Raw genomic sequence first — 26,362 nt, 5'->3', positions numbered from 1 at the left:
CGACCACGGCCGACTGCTGCACGCGCTCGCGGCCGATCTCGATCAGGCGCTCGCACTCTTCGCCGCTGAGCACATCGGCGAGCAGCGCGACGCATGGCGCGTCGCAACTGAACACCTTGGGCGCGGCGCGATCCGCGGCATGCAACACGCGTGCGGCGGGCAGCATGGGCGTGCCGTACGTGTATTCCGAGGACATCGGTATATCGGTATCGAGCGATTCGCCTGCGATGGTCCGCGCGAGAATCGAGCGCGCCGCGTTGGGATGAAACGCGTTGGCGACCATGGCGTCGATCAGCGATTGATGCGAACAGCCGCGACGGATATTGTCGTCGAGCCAGCTCTTCCAGGCGGCGTCGAAACGAGGATTCATGTTCATGGCGATCTCATTCGAAGACCAAAGTATCCGCATCAATGGAAGCACAAAAGCGCCTTGAAAACAACGCCCGAACGTGCTCAACGACGATGGCGACTATTTCATGGAATCGGCGTCGAAGCGAACTATGCTTGGTGCAGGCGCACGACAGAATGGAACTCGCGATGAGACGTCACACGGCGATGCGATGCCTGCTCATAGGCGTCAGCGTTCTGCTTGCGCACGCAGCGCATGAAGCGCATGCCGCGACCATGCTTCGCTGCGAAGCCGATGATCATTCGGTGGTCTATGTCAGCGCGCGTATCGATCATGCGCATTGCAGCAGCATCGCGATGAACTGGCGGCCCGGCGGCGACACGGCGGCGTCCGATGCGAAAGGGCGCGTGCCGCCGATGCGACGCGAGGCCACCACGCGTATCTATACCTACGTCGAAGATGGCGTGCGCCACTTCCTATCGAACCGGCCCACAGGTGTCGATGCCGACGTCTCCGTGATCCAGCTGCATTTCATGGAAACGTGCAATCTATGCGCGCCGGATGCGAGCATCGACGTCGCGGCCTTGCTGCTGGATACGCGTTCGTATCGGCGCGAGATCGATGCGAGCGCATCGGCGTTCGGCGTCGATCATGCGCTGGTGCGCGCGGTGATTCACGCGGAATCGGCGTATCGGACGAATGCGCTTTCGCGGGCGGGCGCGCAAGGGCTGATGCAGTTGATGCCGGCGACGGCAACGCGCTTCGGCGTCGGCGATCCGTTCGATGCCGGGCAGAACATTCGCGGCGGCGTGGAGTATCTGTCGTGGCTGCTCAAGCGCTTCGGCGGCAATCTCGATCTCGCGCTCGCCGCCTATAACAGTGGCGAGACAACGGTTGATCGATACAACGGCGTGCCGCCCTATGCGGAAACGCAGCGCTACGTCACGCGCGTGAAGGCGCTCGCCGACCGCTATCGCAGCGGCCGGTGAACGCGGCGCGAAACGTCCGCGTCATTGCGTGTTATCGATCACGATCTTGCCGTTGTATTCCACCTTGCCACGGAAGAAATAATCGACGCAGGCTTTGTAATCGCCGGGCGTGACGAGCGAGAAGGGCATCTGATAATCGACCAGTTTGCAGGCGGTCACCGGCTTGCCATTAGCCCACGAATAGTCCTTGTCGAGATACGCCTTCACGGCCGCCGCCGAGCCTTCCTGAAAGCCCTTCATGTTGGCGCAGCCAAGCGGTTCATCGGCCGGAATGGTGACATTCAATTCGCGCGCCATCTCCTTGTATGCGTTGATGCGGTTGGTCACCTGCGACTTCTCCGCGCCGCCCCCGCCGCACTCGATTCCGCCATTGATGATGTACACCGTCGCGCCGAAGCCCGGCTTCATGTTGTTGCCGATATCGACACTGTTCGGCTTCCACGTGCCGTCGATGGCCCAGGTCATCGGTGGTTTCGGGGTTTGCGGCGTGACCGCGAACCATACGGCGGACGCGAAATTGAGCCAGGTATCGGCGACGCGACCGGGGTCATCGAGCAAGACGTTCACGTCGTTGTAGAGCGACTGCGAGAACGGGCCGAAGTTGTAGTTCCACGATAACTGCTTCGCGCCGCGTCCGAAGTAGTCGAGATATTTGCCCTGCGCGTTTTTCGCGCACGGATAGAAGACCCAGTTGGTCGCGTGCGAGCCAGGCTCGCATTGTTGATACGCGCCCACGGCTGAGCCTTCGTTGTAGCCGGATTCGCGCAGGAACCACAGCGCTTGTTGCCAGAACGGAATCGCCGTGTTTTGCGGCATTTTCGCGAGCACGGGGTTGTTGTGATCGGCATCGGGGCGCGCTTGCGCGGGCGTGAGCGATGTCCAGTTCGCGCCGGTTTCCTGCACGAAGTGCGCGAAGGAAGTCGCGAGCAGTTTGCGGCAGATGGCGTTGGCATCGCGACCATCGGTGTAGTCGCCGCAATAGGCCGGGAATTTGGCGATGCCGCGCAGGAAGTTGACGTACGAGTACTTCACGTTGCGCACCGGGAACAGCTTGTCGAACTCGGCCTCAGGCACGATCGCTTCAACCCGCTTCACGTTCGATGGATTCGCCGCGCGGCCGGGCGTAACCGCTTCGACATCGGCGTCGGGCAGTACTTGCAGCGCGCTGCGGATAAGTGCGATCTGGCCGTTGGACTGATCGACGAGGGATTTCTCGGCGGCGGTGAATTGCGCGGTGGTGGGATAGCCTGCGGGCGCGGGGATGTAGGTGATTTTGGGTTTGTAGGAGGCGGGCGTTGGGGTTGGCGTGGGCGTGGGTGTCGGTGTCGGTGTCGGTGTTGGCGTAGGCGTTGGTGTTGGTGTTGGTGTTGGCGTCGGCACTGGTGTCGGCGTTGGCACAGGCGTAGGCGTTGGCGTCGGCACAGGCGTAGGCGTAGGCGTAGGCGTAGGCGTTGGCGTCGGCACAGGCGTAGGTGTCGGCGTTGGCACAGGCGTAGGCGTTGGCGTCGGCACAGGCGTAGGTGTTGGCGTCGGCGTACCGCCTGCGCACGCGCCGAGGTCTTCCCATACGCCGTACTGTCCCGACTGCGATGGGTTATCGCCTTGCGTCCACCACTTGTTGCGATAGTTGCGGCCGTTATACGTGACGCGCGTGTTCGTCGCTGCATAAACTTGCGATGCCGACCACGCCGTGTAGCACCCTGAAGGCGTTGGCGTTGGCGTTGGCGTTGGCGTTGGCGTTGGCGTTGGCGTTGGTGTTGGCGTCGGAGCGGGCGCGGGTGTTGGCGTCGGTGTGGGAACGGGCGCAGGCGCAGGCGTTGGCACCGGAACAGGCGCGGGCGTCGGCACCGGAACGGGAGCCGGAGCCGGAGCAGGCGCAGGCGATCCACCCGCCGCGCCCATATCCTTCCACAGCGTCGGCGAGTTCGGCGGCGTCCAGCCCGCGCCGACATACGCCGTATGCGCCTGCAAGGCCTGATACACGCGTCCGTTGTACGTCACGCTCGTGCCGGCCGAGTACGTCGTGCCTTCGCGCCATGCTTCCTGACTGAGCGCCACGCCCGCTTGCAGCAGCAGAATCGCCGGAAGCAGCGCGAGTTTCGTGCGAATCGATTTCATCTCCAACCTCCGGACAGTGCGTGACTATCTGCGGTTCATGCCGCGTTGCGGGTAGAACGTGAACTTCCAGTCCTGATACGACGATTGCAACGCGAAGCCCGCGTCGTCATCGTTGAAACCGTCTTTCTTGATCGGCGCCTGTGTCGATGCGCTGTACACGCCGTACAACTCGCCCGCCGGTCCGCGAACCGTCTGCCACGCGTCGTTGGTCATCGGGTCGAGATAGGGCTGGCGCAGAAAACGCCGCGCGAAGGACGCGCGCGGATCGTGCAGCAGATCGTCGAAGTTCATCGGATACGCGCCGCCCGGATCAGCCGCGACGTACTCGGTGATCGCGCGGCGGATCGCATCGCCACGGCGGAGCAATTCGTCTTCGCGGGTGCGCTGAATCTGCGTGGCCCACACTTCGCCCACCTTCATCAGGTAGATGCTGACCAGCGCCACGCACATCAGCACCCACAACATGCCGAAGCCGCGCTGGCGGCGTCTACCAGCTGCTGTAGTCGGTGCCATCTTTGCCCTTGCCCTTCGCGCCGCTGCGCACGTTGTAGACGCCGGGCGTGCCATCGGCTGGCTGCTCGGTGGTCCACGTGGTGCGGCTTTGCGATACCGGGTCCATCGGTATTTCGCGCAGATAGCGCTTCTGCACGAGTTCATCGAGCGATTGCGGATAACGCCCCTGATCGGCGCGAAAGTGATCGATCGAATCGCGCATGGCCGCGAGATTCTGATGCAGCACGACGTCGCGGGCCTTGTCGGCCTGCCCGAAATAGCGCGGCACGACAATGGTCAGCAAGGTCGCGATGATTGCCATCACGACCAGCAGCTCGATCAGCGTGAACGCGCGGCGCAGCTTCTTGAACATCACACTCACCACTTTCGATACGGAATCCCGTTCAGCCCGGTTCCTTCGGATAACGAATAAACGTCGTAGACATCATCGCCTTCGCTGGGCGAGTCCGGCGCGCTCGCGTAGCTGCGCTTGCCCCAGGTTTGCGAGTCGGAGCGGCTCGGGCAATCGCAGGTCGGATCGCGCGGAATGCGGCGCAGAAAGTAGATCTGCGAATGCGTCGGCGAGGTCTTGTCGGTCACGCCATCGACCAGTGTGTCGAGCTTGGGCGGATAGCCCGACACACCCAGCGGCCGGTCGAACTTGCCGGCATCGCCTGCGGCTTTGTAGGCGTCGATCGCATCGCGGATGCTCCACAGCGCGCGACGCAGTTCGTCCTCGCGATTGCGCTGCGCGACCACTTGCACGAGCGGCGCGGCCACCGTCGCCAGCACGGCAAGAATCGCCAGCGTGACGAGCATTTCGATGATCGTGAAGCCTCGGTTCATCGTCGTGTGTCATGGGTTGACGCGCTGCGGCTCATCGGGCGCGCGATACGGCTGCGGCAGCGCGGGCGGCGGCAGCGCGACCACCGGCGGCGGCTCGGGAATGGGAACGGGCGCGGGAACAGGCGCTGGAACCGGCTGCGGCACCGGCGGCGGCAGCGACGCGGGCGCACTCAGCACGCGCGCGCTGTCGCTGATCGCGACCGGATCGCGCTCGGTGGTGATGCGGTTCTCGGTGCCCGAATCGAACTGCATGACGTTGCCCGCCGGCATCGCCTGATTGCGCACGATGCGCGGCGTCAGCAGCAAAACCAGTTCGGTCTGCGTCTGATTGTTGGCGCGGTCGCCGAAAATGCGGTCCAGCAGCGGAATGCGGCTCAGACCCGGCAGCCCCGAACCCGTATCGCGGTCATTGCGCTGGAGCAGACCGGCGAGCATCTGCGTTTCGTTGTTGCGCACGCTCATCACGGTTTCCGCCGTGCGCGTGCCGATCTGATACGCGATCAGTCCCGTCGAAGTCGTGATGGTGTCCGTAACGTTCGACACTTCCATATGCAGCTTCACCTGCACTTCATCCGGATTGACGATCACCGGCGCGACTTCCAGCGTCAGCCCGACATCCTGATAATTGACGCTCTCCGAACTGAAGTTGCCCGACAGCGTGGTCGTGACCACCGGCAGCCGGTCACCGATCAGCACTTTCGCCTTCTCGCGGTTGCGTACGCGAATGCTCGGATTGGCCAGCGTCCGCGTGAGGCCGTGCGTCTGCAAAAAGTTCACGCCGACCGGTCCGATGCGCACCAGCACGTCGCTGCTGTTCAGGTGATGCAGCTCCTGCAAGGTGACGGTGTTCTGCGGCAGCGTGGTCTGATCGTTGGCCTGTCCCGCCTGCAGGCCGAACTGAATGCCGTCCGGATACTGAATGCCCAGATGCAGCAGATCCGACGACGACACTTCGAGAATCTGCGCATCGATGACGACTTCGGCGGGCGTCACGTCCAGCGCGCGGATAATGCGCTCGGCCACTTTGATGGCATCGGGCGAGTCGCGCAGGATGATGGCGTTGGTGCGCTCGTCGAGCACGGCGTCGCGCGTCTTGACCATCTGCTTGAGCGAGGCGAGCACTTGCGCGGCCGTCGAGTTCTGCAGGTAGAACGTGCGCACCACCAGATCCTTGTACTCGGTCGCCTTGTCGGGGCGGTTCGGGTAGATGAGGATCGAATTGCCGCCTACCACTTTGCTGGCAAGCTGATTGGCTTGCAGCACCATCGCCAGAACCTGTTTGACGGGCGTGTTGGCGGCGAAGATTGTGGTGGGCGCGGCGGCCTGGACTTCCTTGTCGAAGGTGAAATTCAGCCCGGTGATATTCGACATCAGTTCGAAAATGCTGATGAGCGGCTGATCGCGGAACTGCACGGTGATCGGCTGATCGAGATCCTTGTTGAGCTTCGGCGCGAATTCCTGCGCTTTCGGCGCGAGCAGCGTGTCGCGCAGGCGGATGGCGCGGGCGTTGTCGGGCTGCTTCGACAGCACATCGGTGACGATGGACAGCGCCGCCTGCGGCTGTTCGCCGTAGATCGATTCGGCGTAGGTCATGGCGGTGTCGATCGGCGCCTGCTTCTGGATGTAGTCGATCATCTCGCGCGCATTGTCGTCGCCGGGCGCGGCTTGCTCGGCACGGCGCGCCCACGCCAGCGCCTGCGACGAATCGCCTGCGCGAAACGCGATCGTCGCGCGTTGCAGATACTCTGCCGACAGCTTGCGTTTCAGACTCAGATACCAACTGCGGATTTGCAGATCGTCCGGATACTGCGCGCTCTGCTGCGCGAGCAGATCGAGTTGCGCATCGGGCGGCATACCGGAAAGCCGATTCTGCAAGTCCTGCCGATGCAGCTCGCTCGCGCACGCGGTCAGCAGCGGAATCAGCACCCACACGGTGAGTTTTTTGAGCCGGCTCATTTGAGTTCTCCGAGTGGCAGCGTCTGCCGGCGCTTCAACGGCAAATACGTGAACAGCACTTGCTTGCGGCTGATGTCGTCGATCTTCCAGGCGTTGAGAATCACATCGCCCTTATGCAGAAAGCCTTTTTTCTGGCAGTCGATACACAAGGGAAACTCGCGCCCCGTTCCCGCGAGCACGATATAAAACACGCCGTTCTGATCGAGCCAGAGCGTGCGTACGGTAAAGGGCAGCGGCGGCGGTTCGGGCGGCGGCGGAGGCTTCACCGATCCGGGCGGCGGAGGCGGCGGGGGAGGCGGTGGCGGCGGCAGCCAGTTCTGGCTTGGAAACAGATCGACGATGGTCGCGGCAGGCGGCGCAGAAGCGGCATCCGATGCCGCTGCGGGCGCGGACGCGGGCGATGTCTTCGCGGCCACGCGCGGCGGCGCGGACGCGGGCGCAGGCTCGTCTTTGCCGCCCCGGAAATACGTGAACGCGATCAGACCCGCCGTGACCACCAGCAGACCGAGAATCGGCCACGAGACTTTCATGGTGCGCATGTCGAGGCGGTTCATTGCGTGGCCTCGACCAGAAACGAGCATTGAAGACGCACTTCGACTTGCGTCACCGATATGTTGGGGCGCGAGATCGTCAGCCGCTCGAAGCGCAGGCCCGGCAAGGTGCGCATCTCGCGCAGAAAATCGCGCAATTGCAGATACGTGCTCGTGAAGGTCGCTTCGACCGAATAGCGCCGGAGTGTCGAATCCTTGTCGGGCGCGGCGAGCGAATACGTGATCTGCGGCAGCGGAATATTGTTCTTCGCGGCGATCGCATGCAGGCTGTGCAGGAAAACGAAATAACGCTGCTCGGCGCTGACCGGCGCGACGGCTTCGTCGGGCAGCGGCGGCGGCGGTTGCCTCAGCTTCGCGGCGCGCGCATCGAGATCGATCTGACGCGCGGCGATGTCCTGATGCAAGGGCAGAATTTGCACCAGCGCGATCACGCCTGCCGCGCCGATCATAAGCATCGCCAGCAGGCCGAAGGTGCCGAGCCGCCATTGGGCGCGTCGCACTTCCCATAGCAGGCGGTTCATTTGCGCGCTCCCGGCGAAGCGGCGACGGCCGCTGAAGCAACCGAAGCAGCCGAGGCAACCGAAGCACTCGCCAGCGGCTTCGCCACGAACGGCTTCCACGTCACCTGCAAGGCGGTCTCGACCGACTTCACCGGCGGTCCGGGCGTTTCGGTCTGCCGCTTCACCGTGACGGTTTCCGTGCCCGGCTGCGCTTGTAACCAGTCCGCATAGGACAACGCTTCCTGCGCGGAACGCGTCTCGAACTGCATGTTGATCTGCCGCGACGCCGTAATCAGTTCGATGCTCAGGAAGGCGATATTCGGCGTCCAGCCGCCTTCGATCAGATCGCGCGCCGGTTCCGCCGCGTAACGCTGCTGCGCCATCAGTTCGGCCGCGTGCGGATTGGTCGCGCTGCGATGCGCCCGGCTGATGCGCTCGAACACCTTCTCCCGCTGCGCAATGGCGGACTCGCGATCATCGAGCGCCAGACCCTCGTCCTTGAGCGTGTCGAGGTAGCGCATCGCCATCATCAATACGACGATGCCGATCACCAGCGCCAGCAGTCCCGCCGCCGCGCCGGGCCGGTTCGGACGATGCAGATCGAGGGCGGGCGCTTTCATGCTGCGGCGTCCCACGGTGCGGCGAGCCATTCCACCATCGATGCCCCCGGCGCTGCCGCCGATGCCATCCAGCGGCTCGCATCGGCGGGGCCGATCACGTAGCGGCGCTCGGGCGGCTCGATGGCGCACAGCACGAAGGCATCGCGCAGGACATCGTCGAGCGGACCCGACACCGGCAACCCGATAAACCCGCTCCAGCCGCCCGCGCGCCGCATGCCGATATGCGCCAGCGCCGCATCGCCTTCGGTCGGTTCGAGCGTGACCACGGCGATCGCGCCATCGCGAATCCGGCGAGCGTGCTTTTGCAGCGCAAAGGTATAGGCCGGTTCGATGCCGGACAGTTGCAGCCGCCGCGACTTGCACAAACGCGCAATCCCGGCGCACAGCGATTCGGGCATCGCGGCGGCGAGCCGTCCGTGGCCCCACACGCCATCGCTGACGGCGTAGCGCCACGGCTCCGCGCCCGCGCCGGTCTGCGTCGTCTGGATGCGCGCCATCGATACCCAATCGGCCGGTTTCGGCAGCGCCTGCCACGGCAGCGCGTAATAGCGCGCGAACGGCGCGCCGACCACCACGCGCAACGCATGCAGACCGGGCCGCGCGGGTTTGGGCGCAAGCGCTTCGATGGCCTTCAGCGCCGCTGCGGTATCGCCGATGGAAGACAGCGGCACGGATCGGCCCGCATGATCGAGCACGCGCGCGCGTTCGCCGTCGATCCACAACGTGGTGCGGCTGAACATCGACGATCCCTTCGATGCCGCCTGCCTCAACGTTCCGATTTGATCCGACCAGCGCGACATATCAGGCCTCGACCATCGTCACGCGATTGACTTCGGCGAGCGTGGTGCGGCCATCGGCCACGGCGCGCAACGCGATCTGCCGGATCGGCACGAAGCCGCTCTGATACGCGAGTTGCTTCAGTTCCATGATCGGGCGGCGTTCGACGAAGCATTGCTTGATGGCATCGTTCAGGCGCAGCACTTCGGCAATCGGCTGCCGCCCGAGATAGCCGGTGCGTCGGCACATCTCGCATCCCGCGCCACGTCGAAAACGCCAACCCGCGACCTGTTCGCGCGTGAGTCCGGAAAGGCGCAGCGTGGCGTCATCGGGCGGTGTGTCGTCGGTGATGCAGTGCGGGCAGTTTTTGCGCATCAGGCGCTGGGCGACCGCGCCGAGCAGCGCGTCGATAAAACTGTGCATATCGACGCCCATATGCAGAAAGCGATCGAGCACGGAAAACACGTTATTCGCGTGCACCGATGTCAGCACGAGATGCCCCGTCAGCGCCGCCTGCACCGCGATGCCCGCCGTCTCGCCATCGCGGATTTCGCCGACCAGAATCTTGTCCGGATCGTGACGCAGGATCGAACGCAGGCCGCGCGCGAAGGTCAACCCTTTCTTGTCGTTGATCGGAATTTGCAACACGCCCGCGAGTTCGTATTCCACCGGATCTTCGATGGTGATGATCTTCTCGTCGCCGGTATTGATCTCGGTAAGCGTGGCGTAGAGCGTGGTGGATTTACCGGAACCGGTCGGCCCGGTGACGAGCAGCAAGCCATACGGTTCATGCGCGATCACGCGGATCGCATCGACGATCTCCGGTTCGTGCCCGATCGAATCCAGCCGCAGCGCGTTACTGCTGCCTTCGCCGCGTTGTTTATCGAGCACGCGCAGCACGGCGTCTTCGCCATGAATCGACGGCATGATCGAGACGCGAAAGTCGATCTCGCGCTGATTGATCAGCGCCTTGAAGCGGCCATCCTGCGGAATGCGCCGCTCGCCGATATCGAGATCGGCCATCACTTTCAGGCGCGATAAAACCTGCTCGGCAGTATCGATACCCGGCGCGGCGGCCGTCTCCTGCAACACGCCGTCGATGCGGTACTTGATGACCAGCCCCGTCGCGGTGCTCTCGATATGAATATCCGATGCGCGCGCCTTCAATGCGTCGTACAGCGAAGAATTGACCAGCCGGATCACCGGATGCACGTCCGAGGCCAGCGTCGCCAGCGTGATTTCGACGCCAGTATCCGCCGCCACGGTTTTGCCGCCCACGTCGATCTGCGTCAGCGCCTGATGCGCGGATTCATGCAGCGCGAGATAGGCCATCAACTCGGCGGGCACGCAGAACGCGAACGCGAAGGGCTTTTTCACGCGATGGATCGCCCATGTGCGCAGCAGCGGATCGAAGGGATCGGCGAGGACGAGCCATAGGCGCGCGGCGGGATCGGCGGCGAGCAGGCACTTGCGCGACATCGCTTCGCCGAAAGACAGCAGATCGAAACGCGGTTCGAGTGTTTCGAGCGTTTCGGCGTCGAAACCGGTCAGCCCGATGGCCTGCGTCACCAGCTTCAGATAGTCGAGCGGATCGTGTTCCGCTTCGTCCCATAGCCGCTGCTGGCGCGAACGCAGCGCCAGATCGGGTGTGTCGGCGAGAGTCTTGTCCACGATGTCACCCCACGCTTCCGGCGAGCTGAAAGATCGGCATGTACAGCAGAAAAATGATCGTCCCGACGATGCCGCCGACCACCAGCATCAGCACCGGCTCGACCACGCGCATCAAGGTGTCGATGGCGCGATCCAGTTCTTCGTCGCAGAACTCGGCGGAGCGCGTCACCATGCCGGCGAGTTCGCCGCTTTGCTCGCCCACGCGAATCAGCCGTTCGGCCACCGGCGTGGTCAGATTGGCGGCGGGCAGCGCGCCCGACAGCGGCTTGCCGGCGCGGATTTCATCGAGCGCCTGCGCCAGCGCGCTTTGCAATTGCGAGGGCAGAATCTGCGCGGCCAGTTCGAGCGATGTCACCATCGACATACCGCCCGCCAGCAGCAAGCCGAGCGTGCGATAAAAGCGTGTCAGCGCGAACAGCCGCTGATATCCCGCGAGCTTCGGCAGACGCAGAAACGCGCCGAACAGCGTCGCGCGCACCTTCGCGCTTCTCAGCGACAGCCCCGCGCCGACGATCGACGCCAGCACGGCCGCGAGGATCACGCCGCCGTGCGCCGCGACGAGGTTGCCCCAGATCAGCATCAGCTTGACGGTGACGGGCATCTCTTTCATGGTCGCGAACACCTGGCTGAACTTCGGAATCACGTAGAACGCCATGAACAGAATGATCGACGCGCCCACTGCAATCACGATGCACGGATAGACCATCGACGCCACCACTTTCTTGCGCACCGCCGCGAGCCGCGCGTCGTAGTGGTGATAGCGTTTGAGCGCCTCGGCCAGATGGCCGGTCTGCTCGGCCGATGCGACGGTCGCAACATACAGCGGCGGAAAGTGATCGGGCTGACGTTCGAGCGCGCGCGAAAGCGGCTCGCCTTCGTACAGCGCGGACACGATCTGCTGCAGCACGGTGCGGTTGAGCCCTTCCTTGCTTTTATCGCGCAGGGTTTCCACCGTTTCGACCAGACTCAGGCCCGCTTCGAGCAGCGCGATCAATTCCTGCGTGAACAGCGCGCGCTCGAATACCGGCTTTTTGAACGACAACGCCAGCTTCTTTTTTTCGACGGGCGATGCCTCGATCAGCGATAAACCCATCGCCGTCACGCTTTGACGGAGCTGAGTCTCGTCGGCGGCATCCAGTTCGAGTTCCTGTGGACCGCCGTCGGATTGGACCCGGACGCGATATCGCATGGCGGCCGCCGCGACGGTCATGGAGCCACGATATCCGCGTCCTCGCCGCTTCCCCCGGGCTTGCCGTCCGCGCCATAGGTCATCAGATCGTAGTCCTTGCCGTTTTCGCCGGGGGCGCGGTAAACATACGGCTTGCCCCACGGATCGTTGGGGACGGCGGTGCTCATGTAGGGACCATCCCAGCCGGACGCATTGCCGACGTTGGTCGTCAGTGCGGCGAGACCGGCTTCGGTAGTGGGGAAATGGCCGGTGTCGAGCCGGTATCGATCCAGCGCGCTCTCGATACCCTTCATCTGCGATGCCGCCGTTTTGCTGCGCGCCTTGCCCACTTCACCGAACAGCTTCGGGCCGACATAACCCGCCAGCAGCGCGATGATCAGCAGCACCACCAGCAATTCGAGCAAGGTGAAACCACGCCGGCGCAGGCCGATATCGCGTCTCGCCAGCGTTCCGTTCAGAACGGTCAATCGTCCGTGCATGACTGCCCCCGCTGATTCGCTTGCCTCTGCATGCGCGCGGCCGGCTCGCAGACTGCCGGGCGAGCCGCGCGGCCGTCGCGCCTTTACTTCAGTCCGTCACTTAGCACTTTCATCAACTCCGCGTTGGGGCCGTCGCCATCCAATTCCCAGGCGAAGCCGCCGCGCAGGCTTTGCGCCTTGATGTAGTCGGTCTTGAGTTTCACGGTGTTGGGGGTGTCGTAAGACCACCAGACCTTGCCGTCGTACTTGTAGGCCGTCTTCGCGACGGAGCTTTCATACACCGTGCCGGCAGCGCTCTTGAGGAGCTTGTAGTCCTGAATGCCGGATTCGTATTTGCCGGGCGCGGGACTGGTGGCCTTCTGGAACAGGCCGTCGCCCTTCGTTCCGGCGGCGACGCCGGTCCAGCCGCGTCCGTAGATCGGGATGCCGACCACCAGCTTGTTGGCGGGCGCACCGGCGGCGAGCAGCGCCTTCACCGCGCCGTCGATGTTGTAGGTCGGCCCGTAGCCGCCCGCCTTGCTGTTCGGGCTGTCGGGATCGTTATAAAGCGGCGCCTGGAAGTCGGTCGGCCCGGTGGCTTCCCAGCCGCCGTGGAAGTCGTAGGACATGATGTTGATCCAGTCGAGCGACTTGCTGTACTCCGCCGGTTCCGTCATGGCGATCTTGTCGCCGCCCGCACCGATGGCCACCGTCAGGTAATAGTGCTTGCCGCCTTGCGAGCCCATCGCGTCGAGTTGCTTGCGGAACTCGGCGAGCAGCAGCGTGTAGTTCTTCTTGTCGTTCGGGTCGATGGTGTTGTACGGCTGGCCGCCGCCGCCGGGGAATTCCCAGTCGATGTCGATACCATCGAACACGTCCGCGGCCATGCCGTCGCCACCGGCGTTCGAACCGGCATCGAACGGAATATTGCCCTTGATATAGACGTTGATGCACGACGTCACGAGTTGCTTGCGCAGCGCATCGGTGGCGGCGGCTTTGCCGAACCACTTCGACCAGGTCCAGCCGCCCAGCGAGATGATGATCTTCAGGTTCGGATACTTGGCTTTCAACTGCTTGAGCTGGTTGAAGTTGCCTTTCAGCGGACCGACCTTGCCACTGTTGTAGCGAGGATCGTTCGATGGGAAGTCCCAGGTGTCACCTTTCCCGTTGACCGATTCGTTCGCGCTGAAGTTCTTCTGGTAATCCGCCCAGCCGTCGCCGCCGGTTCCTGCATCGGCCGCGTTCGGATCGGTTGCGCCCGGTTCGGCCTTGGTGATGATGCCGCACTCGTAGCCGCCGTTCTTCTGGTAGATGTTGCCGAACGCGTAGTTGATGAAGGTCATCGCCTTGGCCGCGCCCGTGGTATCGACGTCCTTGACCTTGTAGTTGCGATCGTAGATGCCCCACTGCGCGAAGTAACCGCCGACTTCACGCCCGGTGATGTCACCGCCTGAGGGGCTGGGGGCGGGCGTTGGTGTGGGCGTCGGGGTTGGCGTCGGCGTTGGCGTTGGCGTAGGTGTGGGTGTTGGCGTCGGAGTAGGCGTTGGCGTCGGTGTTGGCACCGGGACCGGTACTGGAGTCGGTGTCGGAGTTGGTGTTGGCACCGGAGTTGGTGTTGGCGTCGGCGTTGGTGTTGGCGTCGGTGTCGGCACCGGAGTTGGGGTCGGTGTCGGCGTCGGCGTCGGCACCGGCATTGGAGTCGGTGTCGGAGTTGGCGTAGGCGTAGGCGTCGGTGTTGGAGCAGGCGTCGGCGTGCCCGAGCATGCGCCGATGTCTTGCCACACGCCGTATTGTCCCGATGACGCCGGGTTATCGCCCTGAGTCCACCACTTGTTCTGATAGTTGCGGCCGTTGTACGTCACCTTGCTGCCGGTGTTCGCATAGACCTGCGAACTCGACCATGCCGAGAAACATGCCGTCGGAGACGGAGTTGGCGTCGGCGTCGGCGTGGGTGTCGGTGTTGGCGTGGGAGTTGGCGTCGGCGTAGGTGTCGGCGAAGGAGCCGGCGTCGGCGTTCCGCCGCTTGCGCCCAGATCCTTCCACAGGGTCGGCGTGTTGGACGGCGTCCATCCCGCGCCCGGATAAGCGGTATGCGTCTGCAGCGCCTGATATGTGTGACCCTGATAGGTCACTTGCGTGCCCGCCGAATAAGTCTGGCCTTCCTGCCATTCGGCGCCGATCGCGCTAATGGAGTAAGCGGCGAGAAGCGCCAAGATCAGAGTAGTGGCTTTGGACTGCTTACAAAGGCGATTCATGACAATGGACTCCTTCGCTTGATACGTATGGTTTGTTTCGCTTCCTTGTATTTTCAGCGCCGGTCGATAATCCGAAGCGAGTCGCATCGACGGTCTTGCGAATATATAGATAGCCCAGGCCAATGGGCGGCGCAAGACTTAAATCGAATATTAGGTTTCCTATTAAAGCGATATTTTATATTTCCGATTTCGAAATCCACGCGGCATTTTGATTTGATCAATCGCAGTGGTAAATGTGAATCGGCCGTATCGAACGAAATGCAATAGTTCCTAAATCATGACCCGTCAGAAGACGACGGTAACGGTCGCCACGCCCAGCACGCTATCGGCGGGAACGATGAGGCTGGGGATGTCGCGCGCATCGAGCGTGATGTCGTAGGGCGTCGCGACCGTGGTGCATTCGACGCTGACGCGGCGTGTCGGATCGCGATTCAGATTCGGTGGAAACGAGTGAGTATCGAGCGCGCAGGTATTTTCTATAGTCAAAGAAATCTGCATTTGCGACGTTCTGCCAGTCGCTGACGATTCACCGGATGCGACGAAGGCTTCCGCGACCAGTATTGCAGTGACGGCGGCGTGTTTGAGTGTGCGGGTTTTCATTTTGGCGCTGGACGGTAAATCGGAACACGCCATCATGAATCCGTACCGCGATACCGGCGATGAGCAAAGTCTCAATCGCGATGTGATTTATTTGAATAAGCTGTTTCGCATTTCAAGACGGTGATGGATTTGCGCCATAAAACGCGCCATAAAAAACGGACCTTCGCAAAGGTCCGTTTCGATTTCTGATCAACGCGAGAATGCGTTTCAGCTCAATGCCGCACGCGCCGCTTTCGCCGCCGCGCGAACCTGGTCCGGCGCGGTGCCGCCCGGATGATTCCGGCTCGCCACCGACCCTTCCAGCGTCAGATACCCGAACACGTCCTCGCCGATCAGATGCGCGACGTTCGGCAATTCCTGCTTCATCTCCTCGAGCGACAAATCCGCGATATCGCAGCCGCGAACTTCACAAATACGCACCGCGTGCGCGACGGCTTCGTGCGCGTCGCGGAAGGGCAGGCCGCGCTTGACGAGATAGTCCGCGAGATCGGTTGCGGTCGAAAAACCCTGCAAGGCGGCCGCGCGCATATTGTCCGCCTTGACCGTGATGCCCGCCGCCATCTCCGCGAAAATGCGCAGCGTATCGGCCACCGTATCGACGGTATCGAACAGGGGTTCTTTGTCTTCCTGATTGTCCTTGTTGTATGCGAGCGGCTGGCCTTTCATCAGCGTGAGCAGCGCCATCAAGTGACCATTCACGCGGCCGGTCTTGCCACGCGCGAGTTCGGGCACGTCGGGATTCTTCTTCTGCGGCATGATCGATGAACCCGTGCAGAAACGATCCGCCAGGTCGATGAAACCGACGCGCGGGCTCATCCACAACACGAGTTCTTCCGAGAAGCGCGACACGTGCGTCATGACGAGCGCGGCCGCCGCGGTGAATTCGATTGCGAAGTCGCGGTCGGACACGGCATCGAGCGAATTGGCGCAGATGCCGTCGAAGCCGAGCGTCTTGGCGACCGCGTGACGATCGATCGGATAGCTGGTGCCCGCGAGCGCCGCCGCGCCCAGCGGCAGTCGATTCACGCGCTTGCGTGCATCGACCATGCGTTCGGCGTCGCGCGAAAACATTTCGACGTAGGCGAGCAGGTGATGGCCGAACGTCACCGGCTGCGCGACCTGCAAATGCGTGAAGCCGGGCATGATCGTGTCGGCGTTCTTCTCGGCCATGTCGATCAGCGCGAGACGCAAGTCCTTCAGCAAGTCGCCAATACGATCGATCTCGCCGCGCAGCCACAGGCGGATATCGGTGGCGACCTGATCGTTGCGCGAGCGGCCGGTATGCAGACGCTTGCCTGCATCGCCGATCAAAGCCGTCAAACGCGCTTCGATATTCAGATGCACGTCTTCCAGGTCCAGCTTCCATTCGAACTCGCCGCGCTCGATTTCGCCCTTGATCTGCGCCATGCCGCCTTCGATGGCCGCGAGGTCATCGGCGGAAATGATTTTCTGGGCCGCGAGCATGGACGCGTGCGCGAGCGAGCCTTGAATATCGACCAGCGCCAGCCGCTTGTCGAAGAACACCGACGACGTGTAGCGCTTGACGAGTTCCGACATCGGTTCGGAGAAGCGAGCCGACCAGGCTTCGCCTTTTTTGTGAAGTTGGGACGTCATGGTGTTTTCTCAGCGGGTTTGTGCGGTTTGTGCTTCTGGGAAGTCCAAAATTTTAACATTCGACACTAATCGGACCCGACCAGAATCACCAGCTTCAAATCCTCCCGATGCGCGGGCTTGAACGTGATTTGATTGAACACCACGCGCCCGCGCGACGGATGCTCGAACGCGCGCTCGCCGCCTTCGCGCTCGAACACGTCCTGCGAGGCCCAGAAGCGGGCGAAGGCATCGCTGGCGGCGCTTAGGTTGTCGATGAGCGCGCGCATCGGGGCATCGTTCAGATGGCGGATCGAATCGGCGCGGAATTCGGCGGCCAGGCGGCGCGCGCGCGTTTCCCAGTCCGCAATCAATGCGCGGGCATCGGGCGAGGTGAAGGTGTAGGTGAGCAGGTTGCGGTCGTGCGTGCCGTCCAGCCAGCCGACAAACAAGTCCGTTGCGGGCGCGTTCCAGCGCAGCGCGTTCCACTGGCGATCGAGCACGTACGCGGGCGCGTCGATCAAACCGACGGTTTGCAGCAGCGCAGCGGGCGCATCCTGCGATGCGGGATCGGGCTCGGCGGGATCGCGCTGAGCGGCGAGTTCGAACAGATACGCCCGCTCGGCGCGCGACAGTTGCAGCGCCACCGCGATCCGCGCGAGGGCATCGGCGGAAGCGGAGACGGGGCGTCCCTGTTCGATCCACGTGTACCAGGTCGGACTGACGCCGCACAACTGCGCGACTTCTTCGCGCCGCAAACCCGGCGTGCGGCGGCGCGGACCGGGCGCGAGACCGACCGCTTGCGGCGACAGCCTTTCGCGATGCGCGCGGATGAATTCGCCGAGCGCGTGCTCGGGCGTTTCGGAGGCGTTCTTATTGGATGTGGGCATGCGAGCGGCATCGGCTAGTGGTTCGGATACCAGCATAAACTGTCAGCTTGTACTGGTACAAAGCGGGCTCTATTGTAGCGGGACGCTTCCCCACAAACGAAGAACGGAGTGAACGATGAAACACCACGATCAGGTCGCCGATGCGTTCGGCTCGACCGCCGCCGCGTATCTCACCAGCGCCGTCCACGCGAGCGGCGCGGATTTGCAGAACCTCTCGGCGACCTTCGCCGCGACCTGCGGCAACGCGCTCGTGCTGGATATGGGCTGCGGCGCGGGCCACGCGAGCTTCGCGGCCGCGCCGCATGTGAAAGAAGTGGTGGCCTACGACATCGCGCCGCAAATGCTCGAAACGGTCGATACCGCCGCCCGCGAGCGCGGCCTCACATCGATCCGCACGCAGCAGGGCGCGGCCGAAACGCTGCCGTTCGACGATACATCGTTCAACTGGGCGATCAGCCGGATGAGCGCGCACCACTGGCGCGATGTGCCTGCCGCCTTGCGCGAAGTGCATCGCGTATTGAAGCCGGGTGGGCGCGTGAAATTTATCGATATCGCGGGTATCGACGATCCGCTTTACGACGTGCATATTCAGGCGATCGAATTGCTGCGCGATGCCTCGCATATTCGCGACTATCGCCCGGATGAATGGATCGCCATGTTCGATGCCGCGGGTTTCGATGCGCAGATCACCGAGCGCTGGCGCATTCCGCTGGAATTCGATGCATGGGTGACGCGCATGCGCACGCCGCCCGAACGCGTAACGGCGATTCGATCGATGTGGGAACGCGCGCCGGATGAAGTGCGGCAGTATTTCGCGGTCCAGCCGGACTTTTCCTTCGAGCTGGACGCGATGATGATCGAAGCGAAGCGGCGGGATTAAGCACCGCTTCGTTCTCAGGCAGCTAGAAGACGATCAGCCCGTATTGCGCAATCCCGCCGCTATCCCGTTGATCGTCAAGTGAATGCCGCGCCGCAGACGCACATTCTGATCGCCCGCGCGATGCCGCTTCAGCAGCTCGACCTGCAAGTGATTGAGCGGATCGAGATACGGGAAGCGGTTCTTGATCGAACGCGCGAGCAGCGGGTTATCGGCGAGACGCTCGCTTTTGCCGGTGATTTCCGCCAGCACTGCTGAGGTCCGCTCATGCTCCGCGACGATGCGATCGAACACGGTCTTGCGCAGCTTCTTGTCGGTGACCAGCGCCGCATAACGCGATGCCACCGCGAGATCGGTCTTCGCCAACACCATGTCCATATTCGACAGCAGGTTCTTGAAGAACGGCCACGTCTTGTGCATCTTGCGCAGCGCGTTGAGACGCTTGGCGCGTTCTGCATCCGAACCGGCGTGGTCGAGATAGGCGGTCACGGCGCTGCCGAAGCCATACCAGCCCGTCAGCAGGAGACGGCATTGGCCCCACGAAAAGCCCCACGGAATCGCCCGCAAATCTTCGATCTTGCGTTGCTTCGGGTCCTGCAATTTACGCGATGCCGGCCGGCTGCCGATATTCAACTCCGCGATCTCCGCAATCGGCGTCGATGAGAAGAAGTAGTCGGTGAAGCCGGGTGTTTCGTAGACCAGCGCGCGATACGCGGCCATCGCGGAATCGGACAGCGTTTGCATCGCGGCTTCGAACTTCGGCAAGTCGGCGGGCGCGTTTTCGTGCGGCATCAGCGTGGCTTCGAGCGTTGCTGCGACGACCGTTTCCAGATTGCGTCGGCCGATTTCCGGATTGCCGAACTTGCTCGAAATCACTTCGCCTTGTTCGGTGAGACGGATTTGGCCATCGACCGTGCCGGGCGGTTGCGACAAGATTGCCTGATACGTCGGGCCACCGCCGCGACCGACCGTGCCGCCGCGTCCGTGGAACAGACGCAGCGTCGTGCCGCGTTGCTTGAACAGCGCGACCAGCGCCAGTTCCGCGCGATACAACTCCCAGTTCGATGTCAGGAAACCGCCGTCCTTGTTGCTGTCCGAATAGCCGAGCATGACTTCCTGCTCGTTGCCCTGATTCGCGATCAGCTTGTCGATGCCCGGCAACTTGAAGAACTCGCCCATGATGACCGGCGCGTTACGCAAATCGGCGATGGTTTCGAACAGCGGAATCACCATCACGCCATCGCGCGGGGAATCGGTCTTGCTGCCGAGATAGCCGCGCAGCACGCCGGTTTCCTTCTGCAACAGCATCACTTCCAGCAAGTCGCTGACGGTTTCCGTGTGCGAGATGATGTAGTTGCGCACAGCGCGCGTGCCGTACTTTTCACGCGTGATGCGCGCTTCTTCCAGCACGCCGAGTTCGCTTTTGGCAAGCTCCGAATATTCGACGTAAGGCAGACGCAGCGGACGCGGCTGCGCCAGTTCTTTCAGCAGCACCTTGCGCTTTTCTTCTTCCGACAGCGCCGCGTAATCCGCCACGACGCCCGCCCGCGAGAACAGTTCGCTGATTACGGCCTCGTGAATATCCGAGCTTTGCCGCAAGTCGATGCTCGCCAGATGAAAGCCGAACACTTCCGATGCCCGCACCAACGGCGACAGACGCAGCATCGACATGGACGCGCCGTGATGTTCGGCGAGCGAATCGGTGAGCACGCGCAGATCGCGGGTGAAATCTGCTGCATCGGCGTAGGGCGTCGCGCGGATCGGTGCGGCACCGCGGCCCGCGCTGCGCACGGACACGACGCCTTCGCCCAGCCGCACGCGCGCGCTCGCCGCCAGCCGCGTATAAATGCCGATCAACGCCCGCCGATACGGCTCGTCCGTGCGATGCGGCGACTGATCCGGCGAGGCATCGGCCAATGCTTTCAGCGCATCGCTCGATCCGGCCAGCAGATTGGACACGGACAATTCCGCGCCCAGCTTGTGCACCTGTTCCAGATAGTGCTCGAAGATCACCGTGGCCTGACGCGTGATGGCGGCTTCAAGCGTCGGCCCCGTGACATTCGGATTGCCATCGCGGTCCCCGCCGATCCAGCTTCCCATTTGCAGAAACGCCGGCAGACGCGCGGGCAGACCATGTTCGGCGAGCGCCGCTTCGATATCGGCATAAAGCGCGGGAATCTCTTCGAGAAAGGTCACGCGATAGTACGAAAGCGCGTTCTCGATTTCATCGGCGACAGTCAGGCGCGTTTCGCGCAGCATGCGCGTCTGCCACAGCGACGTCACACGCGCGCGCAGCACCGCTTCGTTCTGCGCACGTTCGCGCGTGGTCAGTTCCTGATCGCGCTCGGCCAGCAAGCGGGCGATATCGTTTTGCGCGTCGAGAATGCTCTTGCGCGAGACTTCGGTCGGATGCGCGGTGAGCACCGGCATGATGAGCGCATCGCCGAAAAATTTTTCCAGCTGCTTGCGTGTCTTGCTGACGTTCGACTGCTCGCGCATGCGCTCGATCGCGTTGATGATCGTGCCCCGCTGCGGCGCGGAACCGGCCAGCGCGTGAATGCGGCGGCGTCGATTGTGATGGCGGTCTTCCGCGATATTCGCCAGATGCGAGAAATAACTGAACGCGCGTACGACAGAGACGGTTTGCTCCGGCGACAACGCGCGCAGCTTTTTCTCCAACGCCTGCGATGCCTCGTTATCGTCCTCACGGCGGAATTTCACGGCCGTCTGACGAATGGCTTCGACCACATCGAAAACAGCGTCGCCTTCCTGTTCGCGCAGCACGTCGCCCAGCAGGCGGCCGAGATAGCGAATATCTTCGAACAGCGGGCGGTCTTTATCGTCGCGCGCGCGGTTGGCGGACCTGGCGCGCTCGGGCGTCTCAATGGCCGTGCCATTGACAGCCTTTTTCGCTTTGGATTTCTTCTTGCCGATGCTGACGGAAGCGGCGGCGTCGGATGAAGACAACGCCTCCACCGGCGCGTCAGGGAGTGATTCGGTCGATGCGGCAAGGCGGCGCGCTGAGCGAGCCGGTGCGGAAGACGTCACGTGGGTTCTCCTGTGAAGCAGCGTCACCAAGGAACAGTCGCAAGGTACATCGACAAAAACGGACGTGCGGCGCGGCAAAGGCCAGGTCTGCAAGGACGATACGGCGCGAACGGACGTGCGCAACGCATTCGGCGGCTCGGCATGCAAAAGCCGCCGAAGGTCCCGTGAAGGACGTCCGGCGCACGCCGAAAGGCGTATCAGACAAGGCTTTGAGCGCCGCGAGCCCGCAATTGGACCGTGGCGTGCGTGCTACCATTGTTCGTTATTCCATCCCGTCATCCGATCGAGCTTCAATGGCATCAATGAATTCCGGAATGCATTCCACGACACCGCCCGACACGCTCGTCATTGCTTCGCGTGAAAGTCGCCTGGCAATGTGGCAAGCCGAGCATGTGCGGTGTGCGCTGCACAAATTATATCCACGTTGCGACGTGAAAATCCTCGGAATGACGACGCGCGGCGATCAGATTCTCGATCGCACCTTATCGAAGGTCGGCGGCAAGGGCCTTTTCGTGAAGGAACTCGAAGCCGCGCTTGCCGAAGGCCGCGCCGATCTCGCCGTGCATTCGCTCAAGGATGTGCCGATGCGACTGCCCGATGGCTTCACGCTCGGCGCCATTCTCGAGCGCGAAGATCCGTGCGATGCGTTCGTGTCGCCGCACTATGAATCGCTGGATGCGTTGCCGGCGGGGAGCGTGGTCGGCACGTCGAGTCTGCGCCGCGAAGCGATGATCCGCATGCGCTATCCGCATCTGGAAGTGCGGCCGTTGCGCGGCAATCTGGACACGCGTCTGGGCAAGCTGGATCGCGGCGATTATGCGGCGATCATTCTTGCGTCGGCGGGCTTGAAGCGGCTCGGGATGGAGCATCGCATTCGCGCCGTGCTCGATCCGTCGCAGAGTTTGCCGGCGGCGGGGCAGGGCGCGTTGGGCATCGAGATTCGTGCGGATCGCGAAGATCTGGCTGCATGGCTCAAGCCGCTGCACGACGATAAAACCGCGCTGGCGGTAGAAGCGGAGCGCGCGGTATCGCGTGCGTTGGGCGGAAGCTGCGAAGTGCCGCTCGCCGCGTTCGCGCAGTGGAACGGCGATGCGTTGCATCTGCGTGGCGCGGTCGCGATGCCCGATGGCAAGCGCGTGTTGCGCGCGGAAGAATCGGTGCAATCGCCGGATCTGGCGGCGGCGCTTGCGTTAGGCCAGCGCGTTTCGTCCGATCTGGAAGCGCAAGGCGCGATGGACATCGTCAACGCGCTGACGACATCGAGCGGACCGAATACGCCGCCTTCATCGGAGCGTGACTCCTGATGGCGAGCGAGCGCCGCGCTACCGTCATCGTCACGCGTCCGGGCGGGCAATTGTCTGCATCGTCTGCGCTCATCGCGCAATTGAGCGATGCAGGCTTCGACACGCTCGAGTTTCCGCTGATCGATATCGCGCCCGTCGCAGATGAAGCGCCCTTGCGCGCCGCGCTCGACGAGCTTTACGGACCGCAGCGCTACGCGCTGGTCGTGTTCGTGTCGCCGAATGCGGTCGATCATGCGTTCAGCCGTCTGCATGGGCCGTGGCCCGCTGATGTACCGGTGGCGGTCGTCGGTCCCGGCAGCGTGGCGGCGCTCGCGCGACAAGGCTTGAGCGCGCCGGGGCATCGCGTGATCAGTCCGTCGGCCGAACATGCCGATCCGCGTTTCGATTCCGAAGCGCTCTACACCGCGATCGAAGCCGAATTCGGTGAGAACGGACTCGAAGGCAAACGCGTGCTGATCGTGCGCGGCGATGGCGGGCGCGAATGGCTCGCCGAACGTCTGACGGAAGCGGGCGCGCAGGTCGAAAAAGTCGCGGCGTATCGGCGCGTACTTCCCGAACCGTCGATGCAAAAGTGGGAGCGCATCCACACGCTGCTGACGGGCGAGCCGCACGCGTGGCTGCTGACCAGTTCCGAAGGCGTGCGCAATCTCGACGAACTCGCGCGCGAGCATCTCACCGACGACGAAATCGCGCGCCTCAAACGCGCGCCGCTGGTCTGCCCGCATCCGCGCATCGCGGAAGCCGCGCGCCAGACGGGTTTTGATAGGATGACGGTGTCCGGCGCGGGCGACGAGCGCATCGTTCAGTCGATCGATGCGCTTTTCCCGCGAGCATCCGAACCGAATCCGGACTCTTCCACGATTCACCAACCGGCTCCATCACCGGCTCAATCACGCATGACTGATTCGAACGATTCCAAAAAAGATTCACCTCAGCCGAACGTGACACCGCCCCTGCCGCCGAACACGCCGTTCACGCCTTTCGAGCAGCAGAAGCGGCGCGGCGGCGCGGGTATCGCGCTGTTGTGGTTAGTGGTCGTCATTCTCGCCGTTGCGGCGGGCGCGGGCGCCTTCGTGCTGAACCGCAAGTTCGAGCGCAATAACGCGCAAATCGCGCAGCAGGTGCAGCAAAACGAGGCGCAGGACGCCGAGTTGCGCGCCAAAGCCGATCAGTCCGCGAGCGCCACGGCGGCGCTCAACACGCAGCTTATCCAGCTACAAGGCAAACTCGCCGATGCCGAAGCGCATAGCCAGGCTTTGCAGCAGCAGTATCAGGATTTGGCGAGCAATCGCGACGACTGGACCGTGGCTGAAGTCGAGCAGATTCTGTCGAGCGCGAGCCAGCAGCTTCAGTTGACGGGCAACGTTCAGCTTGCGCTGTTCGCGCTGCAAAGCGCCGACGAACGGCTCGCGGCCACCAACGGCCCGCAGGTCGTGGTGATCCGAAAGGCCATCGCGCAGGATATGGACAAGCTCAAGTCCACGCCGAGCACGGATCTCACGGGTCTGGCCATCAAGCTCGATACCGCCATCGATCAGATCGATCAGTTGCCGCTCGCGGGCGAAGCGCCGATCGCGCATGCGCGTGCGCAGGCGGCCGAACCGGCGGACAGCGCATCGATCGCGGCGGCGACGGGCATGCCGCGCTGGAAGGTGCTGTGGCAGCAGATTACGGCGGGCATCGGGCAGCAGTTGTCGAGTCTCGTGTCGGTGCGGCGTATCGACAACGCAGATGCGATGCTGACATCGCCCGATCAGGGCTATTTCGTGCGCGAAAACGTGAAGCTGCGTTTGTTGTCGGCGCGTCTTTCGTTGCTGTCGCGCAGCGAACCCACGCTCAAGTCCGATCTTCACGCCGCGGATGCCGCGTTGGCGCGCTACTTCGATCCATCGTCGAAGAAGGTTCAGGCCGCGCGCGATCTCGTCAAACAGGTCGATGATGCGTCGCTCGCGGTCGCGTTGCCGAATCTGAACGCGAGCCTCGCCGCCGTGCATCAGTTCAAGCGAGGCGGATGATGACGATTCGTGGACTCATCTGGCTGGCGCTGCTGTTCGCCGTCGCGGTGATCGTGGCGACGGTCGGCGGCTTCAACGACGGGCAGGTTCTGCTCGTGATGCCGCCGTATCGTGTGGACGTGTCGCTGAATCTGTTCGTGGTGGCGCTCGTCGTGTTGTTCATCGTGCTCTATGGCTTGATTCGCGCCGCGCGCAGCGTCTGGGCGATGCCGTCGCGCGTGTCGGCGTATCGGGCGCGCAGCAAGCAGAGCAAGGCGAACGGCTCATTGCGCGATGCCATCGGCCATCTGTATGCGGGGCGTTTCTCGAAGGCGGAGAAATCCGCCCGCGACGCGCTTTCCGTCGATAACAACAAAGGCGCGGCCAGTCTCGTGGGCGCGAGTGCGGCGCATCGGCTGCACGAATATGCGCGGCGTGACGAATGGCTCGCGCAGGTGTCGGGCGCGGACTGGCAGGACGCGCGCCTGATGGCCACCGCCGATATGCGCGCCGATGGCCGCGACGCGGATGGCGCGCTGATCGCGCTGACGGAAATGCAGGCGACCGGCGGCAAGCGCATTCACGCGCAGCAGATCGCGTTGCGCGCGCAGCAGCAGTTGAAGAACTGGAGCGAAGTGCTCAAGCTCGTGCGCATGCTGGAAAAGCGCGAGGCGCTGCATCCGGCCGTTGCGGTGCGCTTGCGGCAGGTTGCGGCGGAGAATTTGCTGCGCGATCGTCGCCACAATCCGGATGCGTTGATGGAGCTGTGGCAGTCGCTATCGCCCGCTGAGCGGCAGTCGCCGCGTCTGGCTGATTTGGCTGCGGAGTTGTTAATCGCGCTCGATCGTCGCGCGGAAGCGAAGAAGATCGTCGAAGATGCGCTGGCGCAGAATTGGGATGCGCGGCTGTTGCGGCGCTATCCGGATTGCATCGTCGGTGGCGATGCGTTTCCGCTGATTCAACGCGCCGAAGCCTGGCAGAAGGAACGCACCGAGGACGCCGATTTGCTGTTCACGCTCGGGCGTTTGTGCCTGCATCAGCAGTTGTGGGGCAAGGCGCAGGCGTTCCTCGAGCGGGCGCTGAAGCTTGCCGATAACGAGCCGTTGAAGATTCGCACGCATCGCGCGTTGGCGCGTTTGTTCGAGCAGATCGGCGAGGCGGATAAGGCTGCAGAACATTACCGCGCGAGCGCGCTGGCGATGAACGTGGTTTGATTTTTATCGCGCTTCAAACAGAAAGGCCGCATTTGAAAAAATGCGGCCTTTCGTTTTTTCAGCGATGCAAGCGA

22 protein-coding genes and 1 pseudogene are annotated in these 26,362 nt (G+C 63.1%); 5 read left to right on the top strand and 18 right to left on the bottom strand.

The genetic code is table 11. The features are described from left to right. Positions 1 to 376: pseudogene (locus P7F28_RS19050) on the bottom strand (preprotein translocase); the annotation flags it as partial. 161 nt (positions 377 to 537) lie between these two features. On the opposite strand from P7F28_RS19050, the gene P7F28_RS19045 reads away from it, so the two are divergent. Continuing rightward, positions 538 to 1,338, top strand: coding sequence for a lytic transglycosylase domain-containing protein (locus tag P7F28_RS19045; protein WP_277186143.1), 801 nt, complete (start codon positions 538 to 540; stop codon positions 1,336 to 1,338). A gap of 21 nt (positions 1,339 to 1,359) precedes the next feature. Here the strand turns inward: P7F28_RS19045 and P7F28_RS19040 are convergent, their stop codons facing one another. The 16 genes from P7F28_RS19040 to P7F28_RS18965 form a co-directional block, all read right to left on the bottom strand. Continuing rightward, positions 1,360 to 3,456: a glycoside hydrolase family 19 protein gene (locus P7F28_RS19040; protein WP_277186142.1), complete on the bottom strand. Its 2,097-nt coding sequence runs from the start codon at positions 3,454 to 3,456 to the stop codon at positions 1,360 to 1,362. Between the two features lie 24 nt (positions 3,457 to 3,480). Next, entirely contained in the window at positions 3,481 to 3,969 is a 489-nt protein-coding gene (locus tag P7F28_RS19035) for a type II secretion system protein (protein WP_277186141.1), read from the bottom strand. Further along, entirely contained in the window at positions 3,944 to 4,321 is a 378-nt protein-coding gene (locus tag P7F28_RS19030) for a type II secretion system protein (RefSeq protein WP_277186140.1), read from the bottom strand. Before P7F28_RS19030 ends, P7F28_RS19035 begins: the two co-directional genes overlap by 26 nt. 5 nt (positions 4,322 to 4,326) lie before the next feature. After that, positions 4,327 to 4,794 (bottom strand): type II secretion system protein, encoded by a 468-nt coding sequence (locus P7F28_RS19025; RefSeq protein ID WP_277186139.1) that lies wholly within the window; start codon positions 4,792 to 4,794, stop codon positions 4,327 to 4,329. Positions 4,795 to 4,803: 9 nt separating this feature from the next. Continuing rightward, positions 4,804 to 6,750: a secretin N-terminal domain-containing protein gene (locus P7F28_RS19020; protein ID WP_277186138.1), complete on the bottom strand. Its 1,947-nt coding sequence runs from the start codon at positions 6,748 to 6,750 to the stop codon at positions 4,804 to 4,806. Further along, positions 6,747 to 7,304: a hypothetical protein gene (locus P7F28_RS19015; protein ID WP_277186137.1), complete on the bottom strand. Its 558-nt coding sequence runs from the start codon at positions 7,302 to 7,304 to the stop codon at positions 6,747 to 6,749. The genes P7F28_RS19020 and P7F28_RS19015 overlap by 4 nt, the downstream gene beginning before the upstream one ends. Next, positions 7,301 to 7,822, bottom strand: a complete 522-nt coding sequence (locus P7F28_RS19010; RefSeq protein ID WP_277186136.1) for a hypothetical protein — start codon at positions 7,820 to 7,822, stop codon at positions 7,301 to 7,303. The genes P7F28_RS19015 and P7F28_RS19010 overlap by 4 nt, the downstream gene beginning before the upstream one ends. Beyond that, entirely contained in the window at positions 7,819 to 8,421 is a 603-nt protein-coding gene (locus P7F28_RS19005; protein ID WP_277186135.1) for a hypothetical protein, read from the bottom strand. The genes P7F28_RS19010 and P7F28_RS19005 overlap by 4 nt, the downstream gene beginning before the upstream one ends. Continuing rightward, positions 8,418 to 9,221: a hypothetical protein gene (locus tag P7F28_RS19000; RefSeq protein WP_277186134.1), complete on the bottom strand. Its 804-nt coding sequence runs from the start codon at positions 9,219 to 9,221 to the stop codon at positions 8,418 to 8,420. The genes P7F28_RS19005 and P7F28_RS19000 overlap by 4 nt, the downstream gene beginning before the upstream one ends. 1 nt (position 9,222) lies before the next feature. Continuing rightward, positions 9,223 to 10,869, bottom strand: a complete 1,647-nt coding sequence (locus P7F28_RS18995) for a GspE/PulE family protein (protein WP_277186133.1) — start codon at positions 10,867 to 10,869, stop codon at positions 9,223 to 9,225. Between the two features lie 4 nt (positions 10,870 to 10,873). Further along, the gene (locus tag P7F28_RS18990; RefSeq protein WP_277186132.1) at positions 10,874 to 12,058 is read right to left on the bottom strand and encodes a type II secretion system F family protein; all 1,185 of its coding nucleotides are present in this window, start codon (positions 12,056 to 12,058) and stop codon (positions 10,874 to 10,876) included. Positions 12,059 to 12,075: 17 nt separating this feature from the next. Beyond that, the gene (gspG, locus tag P7F28_RS18985) at positions 12,076 to 12,537 is read right to left on the bottom strand and encodes a type II secretion system major pseudopilin GspG (protein ID WP_277186131.1); all 462 of its coding nucleotides are present in this window, start codon (positions 12,535 to 12,537) and stop codon (positions 12,076 to 12,078) included. An 83-nt stretch (positions 12,538 to 12,620) separates the two neighbouring features. After that, positions 12,621 to 14,771 (bottom strand): glycosyl hydrolase family 18 protein, encoded by a 2,151-nt coding sequence (locus P7F28_RS18980; RefSeq protein ID WP_277186130.1) that lies wholly within the window; start codon positions 14,769 to 14,771, stop codon positions 12,621 to 12,623. Between the two features lie 285 nt (positions 14,772 to 15,056). Beyond that, positions 15,057 to 15,371 (bottom strand): hypothetical protein, encoded by a 315-nt coding sequence (locus P7F28_RS18975; RefSeq protein WP_277186129.1) that lies wholly within the window; start codon positions 15,369 to 15,371, stop codon positions 15,057 to 15,059. A 207-nt stretch (positions 15,372 to 15,578) separates the two neighbouring features. After that, positions 15,579 to 16,985: an argininosuccinate lyase gene (gene argH, locus P7F28_RS18970; RefSeq protein ID WP_277186128.1), complete on the bottom strand. Its 1,407-nt coding sequence runs from the start codon at positions 16,983 to 16,985 to the stop codon at positions 15,579 to 15,581. A gap of 65 nt (positions 16,986 to 17,050) precedes the next feature. Further along, positions 17,051 to 17,851 carry a helix-turn-helix transcriptional regulator gene (locus P7F28_RS18965; protein WP_277186127.1) on the bottom strand — a complete coding sequence of 267 codons (801 nt, stop codon included), beginning with the start codon at positions 17,849 to 17,851 and terminating at the stop codon, positions 17,051 to 17,053. Between the two features lie 115 nt (positions 17,852 to 17,966). Between P7F28_RS18965 and P7F28_RS18960 the strand changes: the two genes are divergently transcribed. Further along, positions 17,967 to 18,731, top strand: a complete 765-nt coding sequence (locus P7F28_RS18960) for a class I SAM-dependent methyltransferase (RefSeq protein ID WP_277186126.1) — start codon at positions 17,967 to 17,969, stop codon at positions 18,729 to 18,731. A gap of 33 nt (positions 18,732 to 18,764) precedes the next feature. Here P7F28_RS18960 and ppc read toward each other — a convergent pair whose 3' ends face one another. Beyond that, on the bottom strand, positions 18,765 to 21,776 hold the full coding sequence (gene ppc, locus P7F28_RS18955) for a phosphoenolpyruvate carboxylase (protein WP_277186125.1): 3,012 nt from the start codon (positions 21,774 to 21,776) through the stop codon (positions 18,765 to 18,767). A 302-nt stretch (positions 21,777 to 22,078) separates the two neighbouring features. Between ppc and hemC the strand changes: the two genes are divergently transcribed. Genes hemC through P7F28_RS18940 form a run of 3 tightly spaced genes read left to right on the top strand, consistent with a single transcriptional unit; the run spans position 22,079 to position 26,288 of the window. Then, positions 22,079 to 23,080 carry a hydroxymethylbilane synthase gene (gene hemC, locus P7F28_RS18950; RefSeq protein WP_277186146.1) on the top strand — a complete coding sequence of 334 codons (1,002 nt, stop codon included), beginning with the start codon at positions 22,079 to 22,081 and terminating at the stop codon, positions 23,078 to 23,080. Beyond that, positions 23,080 to 25,095 (top strand): fused uroporphyrinogen-III synthase HemD/membrane protein HemX, encoded by a 2,016-nt coding sequence (gene hemDX, locus P7F28_RS18945; protein WP_277186124.1) that lies wholly within the window; start codon positions 23,080 to 23,082, stop codon positions 25,093 to 25,095. The genes hemC and hemDX overlap by 1 nt, the downstream gene beginning before the upstream one ends. Next, on the top strand, positions 25,095 to 26,288 hold the full coding sequence (locus P7F28_RS18940) for a heme biosynthesis protein HemY (protein ID WP_277186145.1): 1,194 nt from the start codon (positions 25,095 to 25,097) through the stop codon (positions 26,286 to 26,288). The genes hemDX and P7F28_RS18940 overlap by 1 nt, the downstream gene beginning before the upstream one ends. Positions 26,289 to 26,362: the final 74 nt, after the last annotated feature.

It is taken from the genome of Caballeronia sp. BR00000012568055 (genome assembly GCF_029439455.1).
Classification (GTDB): Bacteria; Pseudomonadota; Gammaproteobacteria; order Burkholderiales; family Burkholderiaceae; genus Caballeronia.
The sequence above is the reverse complement of the archived record's forward strand: the minus strand, read 5'-3'. Positions and strand labels throughout refer to the sequence as shown.